We start from the raw sequence: 17,718 nt of genomic DNA, 5'->3' as shown, positions 1-17,718 counted from the left end.
GTTTGTTCCATGCCTATTCTATTGGATTATGCAAGGCATTGCTATACAGAAAACGCTGTATATTTCAATACTTATCAATAACGTTTTTAGCGAAACTTTAAGTAATGTAATCAAAGATCATTAAGGTTTGATTATCCGTTGTCCAACGTCCGACGAACTTTTTAAATGAATTCGGCGGCGCTGGGAGCCGCTTGGGGCGCTTCTTCCCAGAGGGATGTACAGATTTCGGCTTGGGCGATCGCCATTTGACCATAGCTAAACCACCAGGGAATTTCTGGCAAAGTCGTTTGTAAAGCTTCGAGGAAGTAGGGACTACCGTAAAAGATAACGCCCTGTAACGGTATTTGGGCGGCAATTTTTTGGAGAACATCGATGGGATCTGCCAGTTTTTCTGTAAAGGGATTACCCCGAAGAAAACACTGGATAAGGGTAGGGATCGCTTCTAACTGCAGGCGAGGGAGCGTTTTTAATTCGACAATTTCAGCGGCATAACCGTGGCGTTGGGGAATGGCGATCGCCGGACAATTGGGACGCAAAAAAGGGCTTTTTAAAACTGAATCCACCACAATTAAGTTGCGCGCAAAATTGTCAGGAAAACTTGATATTTTTACGAGGGATTTTTGATGTTTAGTCGCTCTTTCCAGCACCATGGCAACGGTTTTTCTCGTTTCCGGGCGATCCCCGCTGATCCCCTGGGGAAAAGTTGATGGTGTTGCCGTAAGGATTTTTTGCTTGGCCTGCCAAATTCGTTCTACGGATTCATAGATGCGACTTTCTGAAAGTTGACCTGTTTTGATCGCCGTTTCGATGGCAATAATCGCTCCGTCCACATCGGGAGGCATCAGGAGAATATCCGCCCCAGCGGCGATCGCCTGGACAACAACGGTATCAGGAGCCGCAAACTGGGTAATTCCTCCCATGACCAACGCATCGGTGACAATTAACCCTTTAAACCCCAGCTTGTGCCGCAGTTGGCCCGTAAGAATTGCTGGCGAAAGGGTTGCTGGATATTGTTGATCCCAAGCGGGGATCATGAGGTGGGCATTCATCACCGCATCTACGCCCCCTTGGATAGCGGCCTTGAAGGGAGGCAGTTCGACGGTATTTAAGCGCGTGTCATCGTGGGAAATGGTGGGGAGCGCGAGGTGGGAATCAGTTGCCGTGTCCCCATGGCCCGGAAAATGTTTCGCTGTCGTTAAAACAGCATATTGTTGCGCCCCCCGGATAAACGCAGTACCCAAGGCACTCACCTGATCCGGCGTTTCCCCGAAGGCACGGATGTTGATCACCGGGTTGTGGGGATTGTTATTCACATCCAGCACCGGGGCCAAAACCCAATTGATGCCAAGGCTGAGGGCTTCCTGGGCCGTAGTTGCACCCATGGTTTCTGCAAGGGCGATCGCCTGGTGGGGATCTGTGCGCCAAATCTCACCGAAAGCCATGGGAGGCGGGAATTCCGTCGCACCGCGAAACCGTTGGCCGACCCCTTCTTCGATATCTGCGGCAATCAGGAGGGGAATTTCGGCCCAACTCTGCAATTGCTTGGTTTTCTGGGCTACCTCGGCGGCACTCCCACCCAGAAGAATTACGCCACCGATCCCCGCCTCGATCCAGCGTTGTAGGGTCGTTTGATCAGCTTCCCACTGGGGGTAGGGGCGTTCGTAGTCAAATAGATAGCCTGCCCCCCGCACAACGATCATCTGGGCGATCGCCTGGCGGAGAGACAAGGATTCAACCGGGGGGAGGGGAGCCATCACCAAGGGCGCTACACCATTTCCTCGGATTCTTGGGCTTCTAGTTCCTCTGGATCCTTAATTTCTAGTTGGTTAATGAGATGGATCATCCGGTCTCCCTCTTCAAGGGAACGGTCTTCAATGAATAAAACCTCTGGCGATCGCCGCAGGCGAATCCGTTGACCTAGGGTACGACGCACAAATCCTTGGCTGGCCCGCAGTCCTTCCATCGTTTCGGCCCGGGCTTCCTCGGAACCGTAGATGCTCACAAAAATCTTGGCGTGCTGCAAGTCCCCAGACACTTCCACTTCAGTAATGCTCACCATGCCCGCCCCAACTCGGTCATCTTTAATATCTTGCATGAGCATCAAACTCACTTCCCGCTTGATTAGCGAAGAAACCTTCGATACCCGTCGACTATTTGCCATGACTTTATTCGCCTCCTAAAATCCTGTACCGCGTTCCAGGCACTTACAACCCCAGCCGCTCCTTAGCCATTTCCTTGAGTCTTCCATTGATTCAAAAAGCTGCAAAAAAAATGTGGCGATCGCGGTGGCGGCTTGATGTGACTCGAAGTCGGTTTGGCGGTGTGACAACGCCCTCAGTGTATCTTGAAAAAACCCTACCCTTCAACTCCCTGGCTATCTTCCCGTTGGCGATCGCCGCAAACCTAAAGAAAATATCAAGATATATCCCTGAACCTTGACAACGGACGATTGTTCCCAAAATCCCCCCTAAAAAAAGCAACAAATCCACCAGAACAGGGTATGTTTATACCTGAATATCAATGGTCAGTGAGTAATCCCAAATGCTGGACAAATCCGAAGCAATCATCGAAGCAATAGATGCTAGAGAAATTTTAGATTCCAGAGGTCGCCCCACCGTCGAGGCAGAAGTTCGTTTAGAAAGCGGTGCAGTAGGTCTCGCCCAAGTGCCCAGTGGAGCCTCTACCGGTAGTTTCGAAGCCCATGAACTGCGGGACGGAGACAAAGCCCGTTATGGCGGCAATGGGGTACTAAAGGCCGTGCGCAATGCGAAAGAAAAAATTGCCCCGGAACTGATCGGTAAAGATGCCCTTGACCAAACGACAGTTGATTACGCCATGATTGCCCGGGATGGCTCTGACAACAAATCTAATCTAGGGGCCAATGCCATTTTGGCGGTATCCCTCGCGGCGGCAAAAGCGGCAGCAGCGGAACTCGCCCTACCCCTCTATCGTTATCTCGGTGGCCCTTTGGCTAATGTCCTCCCCGTGCCCTTGATGAACGTGATCAATGGCGGTGCCCACGCCGCTAATAACGTTGATTTCCAAGAATTTATGATCGTGCCGGTGGGGGCCAGTTCCTTTAAAGAAGCACTCCGTTGGGGAGCGGAAGTTTTTACTGCCCTGAGCAAGGTACTTGACAGCAAAGGTTTACTAACAGGTGTCGGTGATGAGGGCGGATTTGCCCCTAACCTAGGCTCTAACGAAGAAGCCCTCGAAATTCTCGTGGATTCGATCAAAGCGGCGGGCTATGAACCCGGTACACAGGTGGCCCTCGCCCTCGACATTGCCGCCAGTGAATTTTACGCCGATGGTCAGTACACCTACGACGGTACAGCCCACAGTCCGGCAGAATTTATCGACTACCTGACGGCGATGGTCGAAAAGTACCCAATTGTTTCCATTGAGGATGGCCTCCATGAAGATGATTGGGATAGCTGGACAATTTTGACCGCGCGCATCGGCCACAGGGTACAACTGGTTGGAGATGACTTGTTTGTTACCAACAAGGTGCGACTCCAACAGGGCATTGAGAAAAAAGCAGGCAATGCGGTGTTGATTAAGCTCAACCAAATCGGCACCCTTACCGAAACCCTCGAAACCATCGATCTGGCGACCCGCAATGGCTATCAGTCCGTGATTAGTCACCGCTCTGGGGAAACGGAAGATACCACCATCGCTGATCTGGCGGTGGCAACCCGTGCTGGCCAAATTAAAACCGGTTCCCTCTGCCGTAGTGAGCGGGTAGCGAAATACAATCGCTTACTCCGCATCGAGGATGAACTTGGCGATCGCGCAGTTTATGCCCCTAAAGTTGGTCTTGGCCCCCAATTCTAAGCTTTCTCGCCGAACAGACATTCAGCCTTAACTTTTTCATACTCCCATACGGATCACAGTGTTCTATCGCTGTGGTCTTTTTTGTGGTGGGTCGCCAAAAGCACTGCCAATTTACCCCTAAGCAATTTTCGACCCAACCCAAGGCAGTATGATAAAAAACACCGTTTTGACTTCGTTCCCATGCCCCAACCGATCCAATGGTATCCCGGCCACATTGCCAAGGCCGAACGCCAACTCAAAGAACAGCTCAACCGCGTTGATGTGGTGCTAGAAGTCCTCGATGCCCGCATCCCCTTCGCATCCCACCACCCCCAAGTCGATGAATGGATTGGTGAAAAACCTCGGGTCGTCGTGGTCAATCGGCGGGATATGATCCCCAGCGAAACCCTCAGTCAATGGCGCGACTGGTACCAAGCCCAAAAAATTCAGCCCGTCTTTACCGATGCCAAAAAAGGAACCGGGGTTAAAGGTGTGATCAAAGCCGCCCAATTAGCCGGAAAAGCGATGAATGACCGCCGCATTTCCCGGGGAATGCGGCCCCGTCCCGTGCGGGCAGTGGTTATGGGTTTGCCTAACGTGGGGAAATCGGCCCTGATTAACCGTTTAGTCGGTAAAAAAGTCGTCGAAAGCGCCCGCAAAGCTGGGGTAACGAAACAATTACGTTGGGTGAGAATCTCTGACCAAATTGAAATGCTTGATGCCCCAGGGGTAATTCCCTGGAAGCTCGATGATCAACATAATGCGGTGAAACTAGCCATTTGTGAGGACATTGGCGCGGCCTCCTATGACAACCAACTGGTCGCAGCGGCCATGGTGGATTTGCTCGTGGAACTGAATTTAGAACAGCATCTGACTGAGCGCTATGACCTCGACCCCCTCGATATGTCTGGCGAAGATTATGTCATTGCCCTCGGAGACCATCGCTTCCAAGGCGACAGGGAACGTAGTGCAGTTACGTTGCTCAATGAATTTCGTAAGGGCATTTTGGGACAAATCCCCCTCGAATTGCCGAATTAAAGATTTGCGCTACAGTACAGCGTGGAACTGATTTAGATAGAACTTATTAAAAGACAACAATGAATTTTGAGGCGCTAGATGAGGCCACCATTGACCGGGTGATCGAAATGGCCTGGGAAGACCGCACTACCTTTGAGGCCATTGAGATGCAATTTGGGCTTCAGGAAAAGGAAGTGATTCAAATCATGCGGCGCTATATGAAACGCTCTAGTTTTAAGATGTGGCGCAAGCGGGTGACCGGGCGGAACACAAAACATCTCCAAAAGCGAGATTTCATAGAAGGGCGATTTCGTTCCGCAAATCAAACAGGTTCTTAATCGAAGCCATGGACTGACCTGATTTTCATCCGCATGGGGCACTAATACAGATCTGCCGTGGAGAAGCGCTGCAGAATTAACATTTTGTAGTAATCTAAACTAGCCGCACAGACTGTTATTAATTGATCACCGTCTATGACCACAGAACATCCCGGAACTTTGGCCCAGCCGATCCCCGTCGAAGAGATTCAAAAATTATTACCCCACCGCTATCCTTTTTCGCTGGTAGACCGCATCCTCGAATATATTCCTGGTGAAAAGGCTGTGGGTCTGAAAAATATCACTTTTAATGAACCCCATTTCCAAGGTCATATCCCAAATCACCCGATCATGCCGGGGGTACTGATGGTGGAAGCGATGGCCCAGGTGGGCGGGTTTATTTTGACCCAAATGCCGGGGATGGAAGATAGCTTTTTTGCGTTTGCTGGGATTGATAAAGTTCGGTTTCGGCGACCGGTAGTCCCTGGTGATCAGCTAATTATGACGGTGGAAGTGATCACGGTAAAGGCCAAGCGCATTGCGAAAATGAAGGGCTGTGGCACCGTGGATGGTCAAGTGGCGGTGGAAGGGGAGATGCTCTTTTCCCGTCTGAATTTTGAATAATTGGCCCTGAGGCCCACTACACTACTATGGAGCACACTGGAGAATTCTTTTGAGTACTCTGATTCATCCGACGGCGGTGGTTCACCCCAACGCTCAAATTCATCCAACGGTTCAGGTTGGCCCCTATGCAGTGATTGGTGAATATGTCACGGTTGGGGAAGGTACGGTTATTGGTGCCCATGCAATTTTGGATGGTTATACGCGCATTGGTCAGGGGAATCGGATTTACCCAGGGGCGGCCATTGGCTTAGAACCACAGGATCTCAAGTATCAGGGGGCAGCCAGTTTAGTTGAAATTGGCGATCGCAATACGATTCGCGAATATGTGACGGTGAATCGGGCGACGGCGGCGGGAGAAAAAACGATCATTGGGAATGACAATCTCCTGATGGCCTATGTCCATGTGGCCCACAATTGCATTCTGGAAAACAACATCATCATTGCGAACAATGTGGCGATCGCCGGCCATGTGGAAATCGAATCGCGAGCGGTGATTGGTGGGATGTTGGGCATTCACCAGTTTGTACATATCGGCAAGATGGCGATGTTGGGCGGCATGAGTCGCATTGATCGGGATGTGCCACCTTTTATGCTGGTCGAAGGCAACCCGTCGAAGGTGCGTTCTTTGAATTTGGTGGGCCTCAAGCGCAGTGGTTTAACCCCGGCGGAAATGGGTCTGCTCAAACAAGCATTTCGTTTACTGTACCGCTCGGATCTCAAAACCTCCGAGGCGATCGCCCAACTTGCGACTATCGGCGACCATGAACATCTCCAACATCTCCAACAGTTTCTCGAAAAAGCCCTTGACCCCAGCCGTCGGGGTTTAATTCCGGGGAAACGGAGCTAGGCGATAATGCATATTTTCATCAGTACGGGGGAAGTATCCGGCGATCTCCAGGGGAGTCTCTTGGTGGAAGCGCTCTTTCGTCAGGCCGAGGCGCTCAATATTGACCTAAAAATTACTGCCCTCGGTGGCGATCGCATGGCTGCAGCGGGAGCAACCCTCCTGGGTAACACCACAAAAATTGGCTCCATCGGTCTGATTGAATCCCTGCCCTACATCATTCCGACCCTCCGCATTCAACGGCAGGCGAAACGCTATCTCAAAGAAAATCCGCCGGATCTGGTGGTGCTGATCGATTACATCGGCCCGAATATTGGCATCGGTAACTTTGTTCGCCGTCAGTTGCCCCAGGTGCCAATTATTTACTACATTGCGCCCCAGGCCTGGGTTTGGTCGTTTAATGACAACAATACAAAGGCGATCGCCCGCATCACCGACCGGATTCTTGCCATTTTCCCGGAAGAAGCCCGTTACTTTGCAGAATACGGCATAGACGTAAAATTTGTGGGCCATCCCCTCGTGGCGAAAATGGCCACCTGTCCCCGCCGTGCCACCGCTAGGGAAAAACTGGGCCTCAACCAAGACCGCCCCCTGATCACCTTGTTGCCAGCCTCCCGCCGCCAGGAGCTGAAATATCTCTTACCTGTGATGGTGGAAGCGGCCAAAATTCTCCAGCGTCAGGTGCCGGAGGTGAAGTTTTTAATTCCCGTCGCTCTACCTCACTATCGCAAAACCCTAGAAACAGACATCAATGAGGCAGGTTTAAATGCAATTCTCATCGATGACCCAGCCCAGACTCCCTTGGCGATCGCCGCTGCGGATCTAGCGATCACAAAATCGGGCACCGTAAACCTCGAAATTGCCCTGTTAGACGTCCCCCAGGTGGTGCTGTACAAAGTGCATCCCGTCACCGCTTGGATTGCGAAACATCTGCTGAAATTTTCGATTCCGTTCATGTGTCCAGTGAATTTGACCCTGATGCGGCGCATCGTTCCCGAATTACTACAAACAGAAGCGACCGCCCTCCGCATTGCCCAGGAATCTTTGGCATTACTCCAGGATGGCGATCGCCAAGCCCAACTCCAGCAAGATTATCAAGAAATGCGGGCAGTGATGGGCGATGGCAAAGCCTGTGATGTGGCGGCTGTCGATATTCTCACTTTTCCCAATCACGGGCGATAAAATTAGGCTTCCCCCGATTTTTTGGGGTCATTAAATTGAGCTTTAGCCTGGATATAAATCTCCTTATCGATAATTTTTGCTCCCATTTCTTCGGCAAGTTTTTCAATTTTCTTTTTGGCAAAGGGTCGCACAAAAAAGGGTATTTTTTTAAAGAGTTCTTTAGCTTCGTCTATCCATTCCATCGGGGTTAATCTCAATCAAAATAAAAACTGTTTCGTTCAAAAGATTATTGTTTCGTGCGAATTCTGTCGAGTAACTCGTTAAAGGGTTGCCAGTTATTTTCTGTGGTGATCGGTTCCCAAACAGATTCGATCACCGGACGCAGTAGAGCCGTTTTTGGATTGGTCTGCTGGAGGCGATCGCCAATTTGTGCCAACTCAGGTTCAGGGATTTCTTGTAAAGCCCGCTGGTAAAGTCCTTGCCATTGTTCAAAGAGCGGCCCTGACAAATCACTATTTTCCAAAATGGTGCTGGAATGCGATCGCCAAGCGTAATTAAACTGAGCTGCCAACTGATAGAAAAAGTCGTGGTAGCCCGTTTGGGTTTCCTCCAACAGTGCTAGGGTGGCGGCAAACAGATCGGCCCCTAGATCTTCCGGCAAATCTCGCAGCCCCAATTTTTCGAGCATTAACTGGCGATAGGTTTGCTCATATTCGATTTCATAATTCACGAGGCCCGTCGCCAAATCCCGCTTATCCATCACCAGCGCCAGGGGCATTTGCAACATTTCCAAATTCAGACGACAGATCATTGGTTGGTTGCCGTAGCTATAGCGACCACTGTAGTCGAAGTAAGCCGCCGTAAACTTGCGGTCATAGCTGGAAATAAACGCGTAGGGTCCATAATCAAAGCTTTCCCCCGTAATTGCCATATTGTCCGTATTTAATACCCCGTGGCAAAAGCCCGCCGCCATCCACTGGGCCGCTAATCGTGCCACCCGCTTCACCAAATCAGCGTAAAACAGGGCGTAGGCATCCTCATCCCCAACATATTCGTCGTAGTAATGTTCCACCACATGGTCGAGGAGTTGCTGTAACAAATCCCGCCGTTGCAGATAGTAGAGCCGTTCAAAGGTGCCAAACCGAATATGCGATCGCTGGAACCTGACCATCACTGAAGACCGAGTGGGAGAAGGCTCGTCCCCCCGCCAGAGGGATTCCCCCGTTTCGATCAAGCTTAGACAGCGGGAGGTATTTACCCCCAGTTGATGCAATGCTTCTGCCGCCAAAACTTCCCGAACGCCGCCCTTAAGGGTTAAACGCCCATCACCATTGCGGGAATAGGGAGTTTGCCCAGAACCTTTCGTACCGAGATCGTAGAGTAAGCCATCCTGGGCGCGCACCTGCCCGTAGAGAAAACCCCGTCCGTCCCCTAACTGAGGATTGTACTGACCGAATTGATAGCCGTGGTAACACATGGCCCGCAAGGGATGGGGCGCTTGGAACTGACCAAACGCTTCGAGAAAATCTTGATCGTCTACTTGTTTCGGTTCAAGGCCCAATTTTTCTAAAACGGCGTCATTGCGGAAGCGTAGCTCATGGTGAGGAAAATCTGCCGCTGTCACTTCATCAGAAAAGCGATCGCCTAGGCTTGCAAAGACCTGTTCGTAGGGCAGACAAACGAGGGGATTTTGAGTGAGCTCACTGATGGGGGCCATAGGCGTACAATTAAACCAAAAAGCATTAAGGCATATTATGGCAGATCCGATTATGTACCAAGTGGATGGTTATGTGGTGTTGCGCCACGACCACCCGGAACAATTGATGGAGCCGGAAGAAATTCGTACTTTTTTCCAGGATCTATTTGCTACCCAGCCGGATCTACTGCCCCCAGAGTTAGCGAACCTTTCCTCCCAGGAAGCGCAAATTGATCAACTCCTCGCAGATTATTGTGAATTGGAAATTGAGGACGGTTTTTTGCAGTGGTATGCGGTACGGTTTGAAAAATAGGACATCCCCCACATCCCTCTAAATCTCCCTTCATAAGGGAGACTTCTTGTTCCCTTCCAGCGGAAGGGCTAGGGGAGGGTTCTAATCGATCCATTCCTGTTGGAGCTGTTGAATAAAGGCAAAACGTACATCTTCTCCCGTTTCGAGCAAGGTCACATCGGGATGGTCAGGCGTGAAGAAATCGAGGCCCGTTTCTCGCCCGGAGATGAGAAATTCCGTCGCTGCGACCCGATAAATGCGTTCGGGATCTAAAGGGCGATCGCCAATTTGCCAGGTTTGACTTTCCGGGACAAAGGTCACCCTCGCCGTTTGCAAATATCCCCCGGTGCCGCGATTGGCTAAACCTTGATTGAGAATGCGTTCCAAGGTTGTGCCCTTGATCTCGACGGTGGCCAAATTTCCGCCGAAGGGCAAAATCCGAATCACATCATACTGGGACAACGGGCCGGGAGGCAGCACATCATCAACACGGATCGAGCCGCCATTAAAAATGGCTAATTCGGCAGCGGGTGTCGCCGTTAACATCGACTGGGCAATGATGTCCGTTAACGCTGTGGCTTGGTTGCGCACGGAACTTTCCAAACCATCTAGGGCGATTGGACTTTCGGTAATGATTTGCTCTGGTTCAAAACCATCAGCCCGAAAACCATCAAAGGCCAGTTGCTGCCAATAATTAACCTCCTGTTCTGTTTCTGGATCTGCGGCGATCGCCCCGGTAATCGGTTGCAAATGTGATTGAACTGTAAGCTGCTCCGTTTCTGTGTCGTAGCTGAGATTATGGAGATAAACCGTGCGAGCATTGGCATCGGCCTTGAAAATCGGCGTAAAATCCGCACCACGCCACTGTTGAATATTTTCATGGTCGTGGCCCCCCAGGATTAGGTCAATTTCCGGGATATTTTCAGCAAGATGATGGTCATCCTGCATCGCCAGGTGAGTGACCGCCACAATAATATCCGTTTGTGCCTCTAATTCTGCGACGAGGATTTCCATCTGTTCTAGCGGGTCGAGATAGGTGACGTAATCTACGGGATTGCTCGGAATTACCACCCCCACAAAACCAACACGCACCGGGGTGCCCGCCTCACCATAAATGGTTTCAATCACGTAGGGAGGTACATTATCCCAGGGTTCCCCCGCCGCCGTCAGGACATTCCCCGAAAACCACTGGAAATCTGATTCTGCTAAGCGTTGCTTGAACTGGGATTCGCTGATGTCAAATTCGTGGTTACCGAAGGTGGCAAGATCCAAGCCCACTTGGTTCATCACCGCCACAATTTGTTTTCCTGCGAGGCGATCGCCATCAACCACCGCAGTCCCCAAGGCCGACGGACTAAATAAATCCCCAGCTAAAACGGTGAAAGTGTGGGGATTTTCGGCGAGCAGTTCCTTGCGTAGGGTCGCCAACCGCGCCAGGCCCCCCGTTGCCCCACCACCCAGGGGCGTAATTTCATAGACATCATTGAGGTGAAGCAGTTGCAATTCTACCGTTTCAGCCCAGAGAGATAGGGGGGCGATTGCCAAACTGACCATGGCCCCAGACACCAGCACCGTAGAACGAACGACCTTCCCAAAGCAATCAAAAAACATGGGTTATTACCAAATCCATCACTAATCCCTTCATGATGGTTCAGGTCACCGCCGCAAAAGGCGATCGCTCATAAATTGTGATATTTGCGCTGAAGGGCAATTTCCCTAGACAGGTGGTGGAACGACCACATCTGTTTCTAGATCCCGAAAAATCGTCTCCTCCTGGGGCGCTACTTGCTCCGGACGAAAAATCGTGTTGAGGGCTGTTTCCAAGGTGCGGGACATCACAATTTGGTTGTTATAAACCACGATCACCCGTGCCAAGGTCGGGACGCTATTTTCTTCGGCCTCTAGGTAAAGGGGTTCCACATAGAGGAGCGACTGTTCGATGGGAATTACCAATAACTTGCCCTGCACTGCCCGGGAACCTTCTCGATTCCAGAGGGAAATTTGCTGGGAAATAACCGGGTCTTGTTTAATGAGGGCTTCAATTTGATCCGGCCCATAAATCAACTTCTGTTTCGGGAATTGGTAAAGTAACAGCTTGCCGTAATGTTCTCCATCGGCGCGGCCCGCTAACCAGGCAATTAAATTAGGGCGACTGGTGGGGGTATAGGGATGGAGCAAAATAAATTCCTCTGAAGTGGCCGTGGGTAGCCGCATGATCAGATAGTAGGGGGCGATCTCCTGGGGTTCATTTCCATAAACTTCCTGGGGAATTTCCCACTGGTCTTCGCGGTTATAGAAAACCTGGGGATCCTGCATGTGATAGCTCAGGAGGCGTTCGGACTGCACATTAAACAAGTCAGTTGGATAGCGCAGGTGTTCTTTTAAACCATCGGGCAATTCGGCAAAGGAACGAAACAATTCTGGAAAGGCCCTTGCCCAAGTTTGGATCATCGGATCGGCGGCATCGGCGATATAAAAACGCACCGTGCCATTGTAGGCATTGATCACCACCTTGACGGAGTTGCGGATGTAGTTGAAAGGATGTCGCCCCGGATCGGCATAGGGATAATGGTCACTGGTGGTGTAGGCATCCAAAATCCAATAGAGGTAATTTTTTTCGCCGAGGCGGTTGGTCTCACCAATGTCAGCTGACACAAGGTAGGGATCACGATCAAACCGCAAAAATGGGGCGATCGCCCGCACCCGTTGATTAATATTGCGTCGCATCAACAAGCGAGTATCACCGGTGAGATCATTGGATAACAAAATCCGCCAATCCCGGAGATATTGCGCGAAAAACAAACGTTTCAAAGGATTCCCAAAGGCAATGCCCCCCGTCCCGTCGTAGGTGTTGTAGCGGTTATCTTCCCCACTGGGATAGTCCAACTCCTGCACCTTGGTATCGGTCATCACGTAGTTATTGGTCAGCTCACCGTAGTAAATGCGCGGTTGACCAATGGGAATTGCCTCCCGTACCGCTGGGGTTAAGGTAGTCAAATTGCCATTATCTGCCGTCGCCCCGGCCCCAATATCCTGTACATAATATTGGGGTAAGCCAGTCTCCTCAGCCCGGTTGACTGGACTCACCGTAAAACCATAGCCATGGGTATAAATGAGATGCTTGTTCACCCAAGTCTTTGCTTGTTCTGGCACCGCTTCATAATCTAGCTCCCTGGGGGCAATGATCACCTGTTGTTGGCTGGGATTTTGGTCTGGGTTTAGGCGTAGGGTATAGCGATCAATATCAGCATCCGAAAAGCGATAATACAGCCGGATTTGCTGCAATTGGCGGTTAGTTTGCAGGATGGGGCGACTGTCCCATAGGCGGATGTTGTTGATGGTTAGGGGATTGCTGTCAATGTCGGAGGCGGTGAGTTCCCCCTCTGGATTAAACACCCGTGACTCGATGGCATCTAGCCCAAAAGCTCTACGGGTGGAGGCGATGCTGTATTCCAGATAGGGACGCTCCCGGGCTAATTCATTCGGTTGCACGATGAGACGTTGGGTCCCGGCAGAGAGAATAGCACCGATGGCCATAACGCCGATATACAAAAGAATGCCCTTTAACACCTGGGGCTGTTGGCGACGGATAGAAACGGTACGGCGGTGGGGATAACGCCAGAATTGCCCTAAACACCAAGCGGCGATCGCCAAGGCCAAAACTGTGAGGAGAATTTCCACGTGTTGATCGACGTTGATATTGGTATAGCTCACCCCATAAACCACCCCCAGCTTGGAGTAGAGCAGCTCATAACGTACTAACCAATGGCGTCCGGCCACGGCGAGGAAGAGGAGGCCCGCCAAGAGATTGAGATGCCGTAACTGGGCTGGACTAAAGCCCGGAAACTGCCCCTGGGAAAAACTATCGCCAGATAGCAGATAGTACAGGGTGACACTCACCAAACCATAGAGAAATAAACCCTCAAACCAAAAGTCGAGGATTTGCCACAGGGGCAGGGTAAAAACATAGAAACCAGCATCATGGTTATAGATCGGATCAATTTGGCTGAAGGGCACCCCAAACCAACCCTGGAATATCCGCACCCAATTATTCGCCAGGATCGTCCCGAAACAGAGACTTAAAACCACGGCGATCGCCCGCAAGGAAAACCACCGTCGCCAAAGGATGCCCCCCAACACCACCACAGCTAACCCCAAACGCCAGATTTGCTGTTGGGTAAATTGCCACAAACTGCGCAATGATTTGAATGCCAGGGGATCCGGTAAAGCAGGGGTAATTAGCGGCAGGCTCATGTCCCGTTGTCCCATTTCCCAGACCACCGAGCCGTAGTGGAACAAAATCAAGACAATCAACAGGCTAAACCCGGCCATTAACAGCAGTAATCCCCGAAAATTAATCGCCGGTGATTCGGGAATTTTCTTGTGATAGGGGATGGGTTCGAGGAAAAATTTTTGCCACCATTGCAACGGAGGGCGGGGCACATTGGTTTGGCGATCGCCCCCCGACTGATCCGGGATTATTTGCCATTCCTGGCGGTCAACCACCCGGTAATTTATCCAGAGGAACACAAAGGAGCCACAAAAACCAAGACTCCACAGGCCAATGCGTAGGGAAACCTGCTTCAAAAAGACAGAACGATACCCTAGCTCAGCGAACCAAAATTGTTCAACGAGGAAACGGGAGACTAATTCAAATAGACCCCAGCCGGCGGCGATCGCACAGCATAGATAGATAATTAGTGACCATTTTTTATCCATGGTGCCGATTGTATCGACTTGCTGGCCTAAAAATCACGCTCGATCAATAATTCCGGAAAATTGGCCGCCCGCACTTTTGTAGGATGCCTGGGGGAATCGGTTTACCGCTGGCGAGGCGTTGTTGTTGGCCCGGAGGGAGGCAGCGGCGATCCACGTCGTAAAAGTAATAGCCTTGGGAAGTTTGGGAACGGGAGCCATTCAGCAGCAGATCGACAAGAATTTCTTGGATGGTGCGGCGATCGCCCGTTTGCCCCCAAAACAAAGAAAAAAGCTGATTCCGAAAAAAATCATCCCCCTGTAACTGGGTAAAGCGGCTGTCTGGAATGGTTTGATATTGACTACGAATATCGGCCAGGATGCCTTGCCACGTTTGGCGGCCAGGAAGCCCCTGACTAGACCCCGAAGATTGCTGCACGATTGTCGGTTCGGGTTTACGATCCGGTTTGGCGATCGCCCCAGGGCTGGGAAATAAGCCCGCCGCGACCAAGGCAGAGCCTAGGGTTAACTGAGTGAGCCGTGTGATCCGTTGCCCAAAAAAGCCCATAATTCTCCGCTGATGTTGCCTCAAATTGCTATGGTGTAGAGAGTAGACGAAAATCACCAGGCAAAGTTCCCTACTTTTGCTATCTTAGTATTTCCATGGTTCCTCCCCAACGTCAAAAAAGCCTCCGTCGCCTCATCGATCGCCTCGGCCTCCCCGATTACCATGGTATGCGCTGGGATTTACTGGATCTGGCCCTCACCCACCCCAGCATTTCCCCCGACAAAAATTATGAACAGTTAGAATTTATCGGCGATGCGGTGGTGCGTCTGGCCGCGTCTGAAGTGCTCTACGCCGAATATCCCGCTGAACCCGTGGGAGAATTTGCCGCCATTCGGTCGATCCTCGTGAGCGATCGCACCCTGGCAGAATTTGCCCACCGCTACAATCTCAAAAAATATTTGTCCTACCACGGCCATTACCACGGTGCTGGGGAAATTTCCCTGTTGGCCGATGCCTTTGAAGCAATGTTGGGGGCCTTATTCCTCACCACCAACGATTTAAGCCTTGTGCACCCTTGGCTCGATGAGCATCTCCGCCACAAAGCCGCTGAGATTAAACAAGATCCAGCCCGGGAAAACTATAAAGATGCCCTGCAAACCTGGAGCCAAGGGGAATACCAAAAACTCCCCACCTACCAAGTGACTGAAAATCCAGAATTTCGCCACGAAGAAGAACGATTTTTGGCGGAAGTGAAGCTGGGGGATACTTTGCTCGGTAAAGGGGTTGGTCGTTCTAAAAAAGCCGCTGAACAAGCTGCCGCCCGCATGGCCTTTGAGGCGATCGCCCCCCTCGAAAATTTCACGCCTCAGCCATAGAAAAGCGCCCGGAGATCTGGCCTGAGTTACGATCCCCCGACGCCCTTCTATTGTCCTCACACCCAAACTAAAATTCTTAGACGATTGGCCCAGATTTAGGGTTCCATTTAGCTTTCTTGAATTGCCTCGATGATCGCTTGATTGGCTTCTGGAAACTGGTATTGCCCCAATTCGCCGGGATTGACCCACAAAATCTCTGCACATTCAAGGGGTTTGGCCTCTCCGGCCAGGACACTGCACCAATGCACATGGAGTGAAACTTTGAATTTCGGGTAATCATGTTCAATTAGCATAAGGCGATCGCCCACCTCTACCTGGAGATTAATTTCTTCTTGGATTTCTCGCGCAATACAGGCTTCTACTGTTTCCCCTGGTTCGATCTTCCCCCCAGGAAACTCCCACAGGCCCGCCATTTCCCCTTGGTCTAAACGGCGATCAATTAAAATTTTTCCTTGGCGATCGCGAATAACGGCGACACCGATCTGCTTATGGGGCAAAGACGACATTTTTTTAACTCCGCACACAAGATAAACCCGATCATTATAGGAGATGGCTCCCGCCGCATTTGCCCAGATCAATTGAGGTTTTTGTTGAAATAAACCATTTAGAATTGTCCTTGTACTTTAGGCACCTCTACCTTTTGTCTTTTTCTAAACTGTGACTTGGATTACAATTAAAACCACAAAAGCCCGTTGGGAAGCTGAGATGATGGGAGAAATTCTCACCGCCCACAGTATCCCCAACCGCGTTTTAGATATTGGACTGGGCATTTATTTTGGGCAAGGAAGCCAAGCTGCCCTCCAGGTGCGATCGCCTGATCAATGGACCGCCTTACTGCTGCTCAGTCCCCCAGAAGATGACCCCTAAACCCTTGTGTTTCGCCCTAATCGCCTATGTCTCTTTTTGATTGGTTTGCCGCAAATCGCCAAAATTCTGAAACCCAGCTCCAGCCCCAACAGGAGCGCGAGATTGCCGATGGCCTCTGGACGAAATGCAAATCCTGCGATGCTCTCACCTACACTAAAGACCTCCGCAACAATCAAATGGTCTGTAAAGAGTGTGGCTTCCATAACCGGGTCGGCAGTCGGGAACGGGTACGCCAATTGATTGACGAAGGCACCTGGACAGAAATTAGTCAGAATGTCGCGCCGACCGACCCCCTGAAATTCCGCGACAAAAAAGCCTATAGCGATCGCCTCAAAGATTACCAAGAGAAAACGAACCTCACCGATGCTGTAATCACTGGCACAGGACTGATTGACGGTTTACCCCTTGCTTTGGCAGTGATGGACTTTGGCTTTATGGGCGGCAGCATGGGATCCGTTGTCGGCGAAAAAATTTGTCGCCTCGTAGAACATGGCACCGCCGAAGGTTTACCCGTGGTGGTTGTTTGTGCTTCTGGTGGAGCAAGAATGCAAGAGGGCATGCTCAGTCTGATGCAGATGGCGAAAATCTCTGGTGCCCTCGAACGCCATCGCACCAAAAAATTACTCTACATCCCTGTTTTGACTAATCCCACCACCGGGGGCGTCACCGCTAGCTTTGCGATGTTGGGCGATTTGATTCTTGCCGAACCCAAAGCAACCATCGGTTTTGCTGGACGCCGCGTCATTGAACAAACATTGCGCGAAAAACTTCCTGACGATTTTCAGACATCTGAATATTTACTCCAACATGGGTTTGTGGATGCGATTGTGCCCCGCACTGAATTGAAAAAAACCCTCGCCCAAATGATTAGTCTCCATCAGCCCTTTCACCCGATTCTGCCAGAGCTACAATTGGCTCCCCATGTGGAAAAAGAAAAAGTTTACGAACCCATTGCCTCTACTTCAACCAACGACTTTTACAAGTAGACAAAGTAAGTAAAAAACATTGCCGTGATTAGCATAAACAATGGCATCCTTTAGGGATTTTG

General features: G+C 50.8%; 19 protein-coding genes. 11 read left to right on the top strand and 8 right to left on the bottom strand.

Annotated elements, in window-relative coordinates; all coding sequences use genetic code 11:
- Nucleotides 1-161 precede the first annotated feature (161 nt).
- Nucleotides 162-1,754: a glycoside hydrolase family 3 N-terminal domain-containing protein gene (locus AACQ84_RS00380; protein WP_041443297.1), complete on the bottom strand. Its 1,593-nt coding sequence runs from the start codon at nucleotides 1,752-1,754 to the stop codon at nucleotides 162-164.
- Between the two features lie 11 nt (nucleotides 1,755-1,765).
- The gene (rbfA, locus tag AACQ84_RS00375; RefSeq protein ID WP_012305715.1) at nucleotides 1,766-2,161 is read right to left on the bottom strand and encodes a 30S ribosome-binding factor RbfA; all 396 of its coding nucleotides are present in this window, start codon (nucleotides 2,159-2,161) and stop codon (nucleotides 1,766-1,768) included.
- A gap of 74 nt (nucleotides 2,162-2,235) precedes the next feature.
- On the opposite strand from rbfA, the gene AACQ84_RS00370 reads away from it, so the two are divergent.
- The 7 genes from AACQ84_RS00370 (at nucleotide 2,236) to lpxB (ending at nucleotide 7,797) form a co-directional block, all read left to right on the top strand.
- The gene (locus tag AACQ84_RS00370; protein ID WP_143589370.1) at nucleotides 2,236-2,439 is read left to right on the top strand and encodes a hypothetical protein; all 204 of its coding nucleotides are present in this window, start codon (nucleotides 2,236-2,238) and stop codon (nucleotides 2,437-2,439) included.
- A gap of 102 nt (nucleotides 2,440-2,541) precedes the next feature.
- Nucleotides 2,542-3,834: a phosphopyruvate hydratase gene (eno, locus tag AACQ84_RS00365; protein WP_012305714.1), complete on the top strand. Its 1,293-nt coding sequence runs from the start codon at nucleotides 2,542-2,544 to the stop codon at nucleotides 3,832-3,834.
- A gap of 180 nt (nucleotides 3,835-4,014) precedes the next feature.
- A complete protein-coding gene (ylqF, locus tag AACQ84_RS00360; RefSeq protein ID WP_012305713.1) occupies nucleotides 4,015-4,851 on the top strand; it encodes a ribosome biogenesis GTPase YlqF in 837 nt (278 codons plus the stop codon).
- A gap of 59 nt (nucleotides 4,852-4,910) precedes the next feature.
- On the top strand, nucleotides 4,911-5,168 hold the full coding sequence (locus AACQ84_RS00355; RefSeq protein WP_012305712.1) for a TIGR03643 family protein: 258 nt from the start codon (nucleotides 4,911-4,913) through the stop codon (nucleotides 5,166-5,168).
- A gap of 135 nt (nucleotides 5,169-5,303) precedes the next feature.
- Nucleotides 5,304-5,771, top strand: coding sequence for a 3-hydroxyacyl-ACP dehydratase FabZ (fabZ, locus tag AACQ84_RS00350; RefSeq protein WP_012305711.1), 468 nt, complete (start codon nucleotides 5,304-5,306; stop codon nucleotides 5,769-5,771).
- 43 nt (nucleotides 5,772-5,814) lie between these two features.
- Nucleotides 5,815-6,618, top strand: a complete 804-nt coding sequence (gene lpxA, locus AACQ84_RS00345; protein WP_315862069.1) for an acyl-ACP--UDP-N-acetylglucosamine O-acyltransferase — start codon at nucleotides 5,815-5,817, stop codon at nucleotides 6,616-6,618.
- Nucleotides 6,619-6,624: 6 nt separating this feature from the next.
- The gene (gene lpxB, locus AACQ84_RS00340) at nucleotides 6,625-7,797 is read left to right on the top strand and encodes a lipid-A-disaccharide synthase (RefSeq protein ID WP_012305709.1); all 1,173 of its coding nucleotides are present in this window, start codon (nucleotides 6,625-6,627) and stop codon (nucleotides 7,795-7,797) included.
- A gap of 2 nt (nucleotides 7,798-7,799) precedes the next feature.
- Here the strand turns inward: lpxB and AACQ84_RS00335 are convergent, their stop codons facing one another.
- On the bottom strand, nucleotides 7,800-7,979 hold the full coding sequence (locus tag AACQ84_RS00335; protein WP_012305708.1) for a PCP reductase family protein: 180 nt from the start codon (nucleotides 7,977-7,979) through the stop codon (nucleotides 7,800-7,802).
- Between the two features lie 44 nt (nucleotides 7,980-8,023).
- Nucleotides 8,024-9,454: a protein adenylyltransferase SelO gene (locus tag AACQ84_RS00330; protein ID WP_012305707.1), complete on the bottom strand. Its 1,431-nt coding sequence runs from the start codon at nucleotides 9,452-9,454 to the stop codon at nucleotides 8,024-8,026.
- Between the two features lie 37 nt (nucleotides 9,455-9,491).
- Between AACQ84_RS00330 and AACQ84_RS00325 the strand changes: the two genes are divergently transcribed.
- Complete coding sequence (locus tag AACQ84_RS00325; protein ID WP_012305706.1) at nucleotides 9,492-9,746, top strand: chlororespiratory reduction protein 7; 255 nt, start codon at nucleotides 9,492-9,494, stop codon at nucleotides 9,744-9,746.
- An 81-nt stretch (nucleotides 9,747-9,827) separates the two neighbouring features.
- On the opposite strand, the gene AACQ84_RS00320 is transcribed toward AACQ84_RS00325, so the two are convergent.
- From AACQ84_RS00320 to AACQ84_RS00310, 3 genes are all read right to left on the bottom strand, one after another.
- Nucleotides 9,828-11,336: a bifunctional metallophosphatase/5'-nucleotidase gene (locus AACQ84_RS00320; RefSeq protein WP_049761529.1), complete on the bottom strand. Its 1,509-nt coding sequence runs from the start codon at nucleotides 11,334-11,336 to the stop codon at nucleotides 9,828-9,830.
- A gap of 105 nt (nucleotides 11,337-11,441) precedes the next feature.
- Complete coding sequence (locus AACQ84_RS00315) at nucleotides 11,442-14,444, bottom strand: UPF0182 family protein (RefSeq protein ID WP_012305704.1); 3,003 nt, start codon at nucleotides 14,442-14,444, stop codon at nucleotides 11,442-11,444.
- Between the two features lie 43 nt (nucleotides 14,445-14,487).
- Entirely contained in the window at nucleotides 14,488-14,988 is a 501-nt protein-coding gene (locus AACQ84_RS00310) for a hypothetical protein (protein WP_041443296.1), read from the bottom strand.
- 89 nt (nucleotides 14,989-15,077) lie between these two features.
- Between AACQ84_RS00310 and rnc the strand changes: the two genes are divergently transcribed.
- Complete coding sequence (gene rnc, locus AACQ84_RS00305) at nucleotides 15,078-15,803, top strand: ribonuclease III (RefSeq protein WP_041443295.1); 726 nt, start codon at nucleotides 15,078-15,080, stop codon at nucleotides 15,801-15,803.
- Nucleotides 15,804-15,910: 107 nt separating this feature from the next.
- Here rnc and mutT read toward each other — a convergent pair whose 3' ends face one another.
- Nucleotides 15,911-16,309 carry an 8-oxo-dGTP diphosphatase MutT gene (mutT, locus tag AACQ84_RS00300; protein ID WP_012305701.1) on the bottom strand — a complete coding sequence of 133 codons (399 nt, stop codon included), beginning with the start codon at nucleotides 16,307-16,309 and terminating at the stop codon, nucleotides 15,911-15,913.
- Nucleotides 16,310-16,460: 151 nt separating this feature from the next.
- On the opposite strand from mutT, the gene AACQ84_RS00295 reads away from it, so the two are divergent.
- Both AACQ84_RS00295 and accD read left to right on the top strand, forming a co-directional pair.
- Entirely contained in the window at nucleotides 16,461-16,670 is a 210-nt protein-coding gene (locus tag AACQ84_RS00295; RefSeq protein WP_012305700.1) for a hypothetical protein, read from the top strand.
- 26 nt (nucleotides 16,671-16,696) lie between these two features.
- Complete coding sequence (accD, locus tag AACQ84_RS00290) at nucleotides 16,697-17,656, top strand: acetyl-CoA carboxylase, carboxyltransferase subunit beta (protein WP_012305699.1); 960 nt, start codon at nucleotides 16,697-16,699, stop codon at nucleotides 17,654-17,656.
- Nucleotides 17,657-17,718: the final 62 nt, after the last annotated feature.

Origin of the sequence: Picosynechococcus sp. PCC 7002, assembly GCF_963860125.1 — a bacterium.
GTDB lineage: Bacteria > Cyanobacteriota > Cyanobacteriia > Cyanobacteriales > MRBY01 > MRBY01.
Note: the sequence above shows the minus strand (reverse complement) of the source record. Positions and strands in the feature narration are given on the sequence as shown.

Coding starts and splice junctions, on each gene's coding strand:
- AACQ84_RS00380 (WP_041443297.1), bottom strand. CDS start 1,754: ATGGCTCCCCTCCCCCCGGTTGAATCCTTGTCTCTCCGCCAGGCGATC.
- rbfA (WP_012305715.1), bottom strand. CDS start 2,161: ATGGCAAATAGTCGACGGGTATCGAAGGTTTCTTCGCTAATCAAGCGG.
- eno (WP_012305714.1), top strand. CDS start 2,542: ATGCTGGACAAATCCGAAGCAATCATCGAAGCAATAGATGCTAGAGAA.
- ylqF (WP_012305713.1), top strand. CDS start 4,015: ATGCCCCAACCGATCCAATGGTATCCCGGCCACATTGCCAAGGCCGAA.
- AACQ84_RS00355 (WP_012305712.1), top strand. CDS start 4,911: ATGAATTTTGAGGCGCTAGATGAGGCCACCATTGACCGGGTGATCGAA.
- fabZ (WP_012305711.1), top strand. CDS start 5,304: ATGACCACAGAACATCCCGGAACTTTGGCCCAGCCGATCCCCGTCGAA.
- lpxB (WP_012305709.1), top strand. CDS start 6,625: ATGCATATTTTCATCAGTACGGGGGAAGTATCCGGCGATCTCCAGGGG.
- AACQ84_RS00335 (WP_012305708.1), bottom strand. CDS start 7,979: ATGGAATGGATAGACGAAGCTAAAGAACTCTTTAAAAAAATACCCTTT.
- AACQ84_RS00330 (WP_012305707.1), bottom strand. CDS start 9,454: ATGGCCCCCATCAGTGAGCTCACTCAAAATCCCCTCGTTTGTCTGCCC.
- AACQ84_RS00325 (WP_012305706.1), top strand. CDS start 9,492: ATGGCAGATCCGATTATGTACCAAGTGGATGGTTATGTGGTGTTGCGC.
- AACQ84_RS00320 (WP_049761529.1), bottom strand. CDS start 11,336: ATGTTTTTTGATTGCTTTGGGAAGGTCGTTCGTTCTACGGTGCTGGTG.
- AACQ84_RS00315 (WP_012305704.1), bottom strand. CDS start 14,444: ATGGATAAAAAATGGTCACTAATTATCTATCTATGCTGTGCGATCGCC.
- AACQ84_RS00310 (WP_041443296.1), bottom strand. CDS start 14,988: ATGGGCTTTTTTGGGCAACGGATCACACGGCTCACTCAGTTAACCCTA.
- mutT (WP_012305701.1), bottom strand. CDS start 16,309: ATGTCGTCTTTGCCCCATAAGCAGATCGGTGTCGCCGTTATTCGCGAT.
- accD (WP_012305699.1), top strand. CDS start 16,697: ATGTCTCTTTTTGATTGGTTTGCCGCAAATCGCCAAAATTCTGAAACC.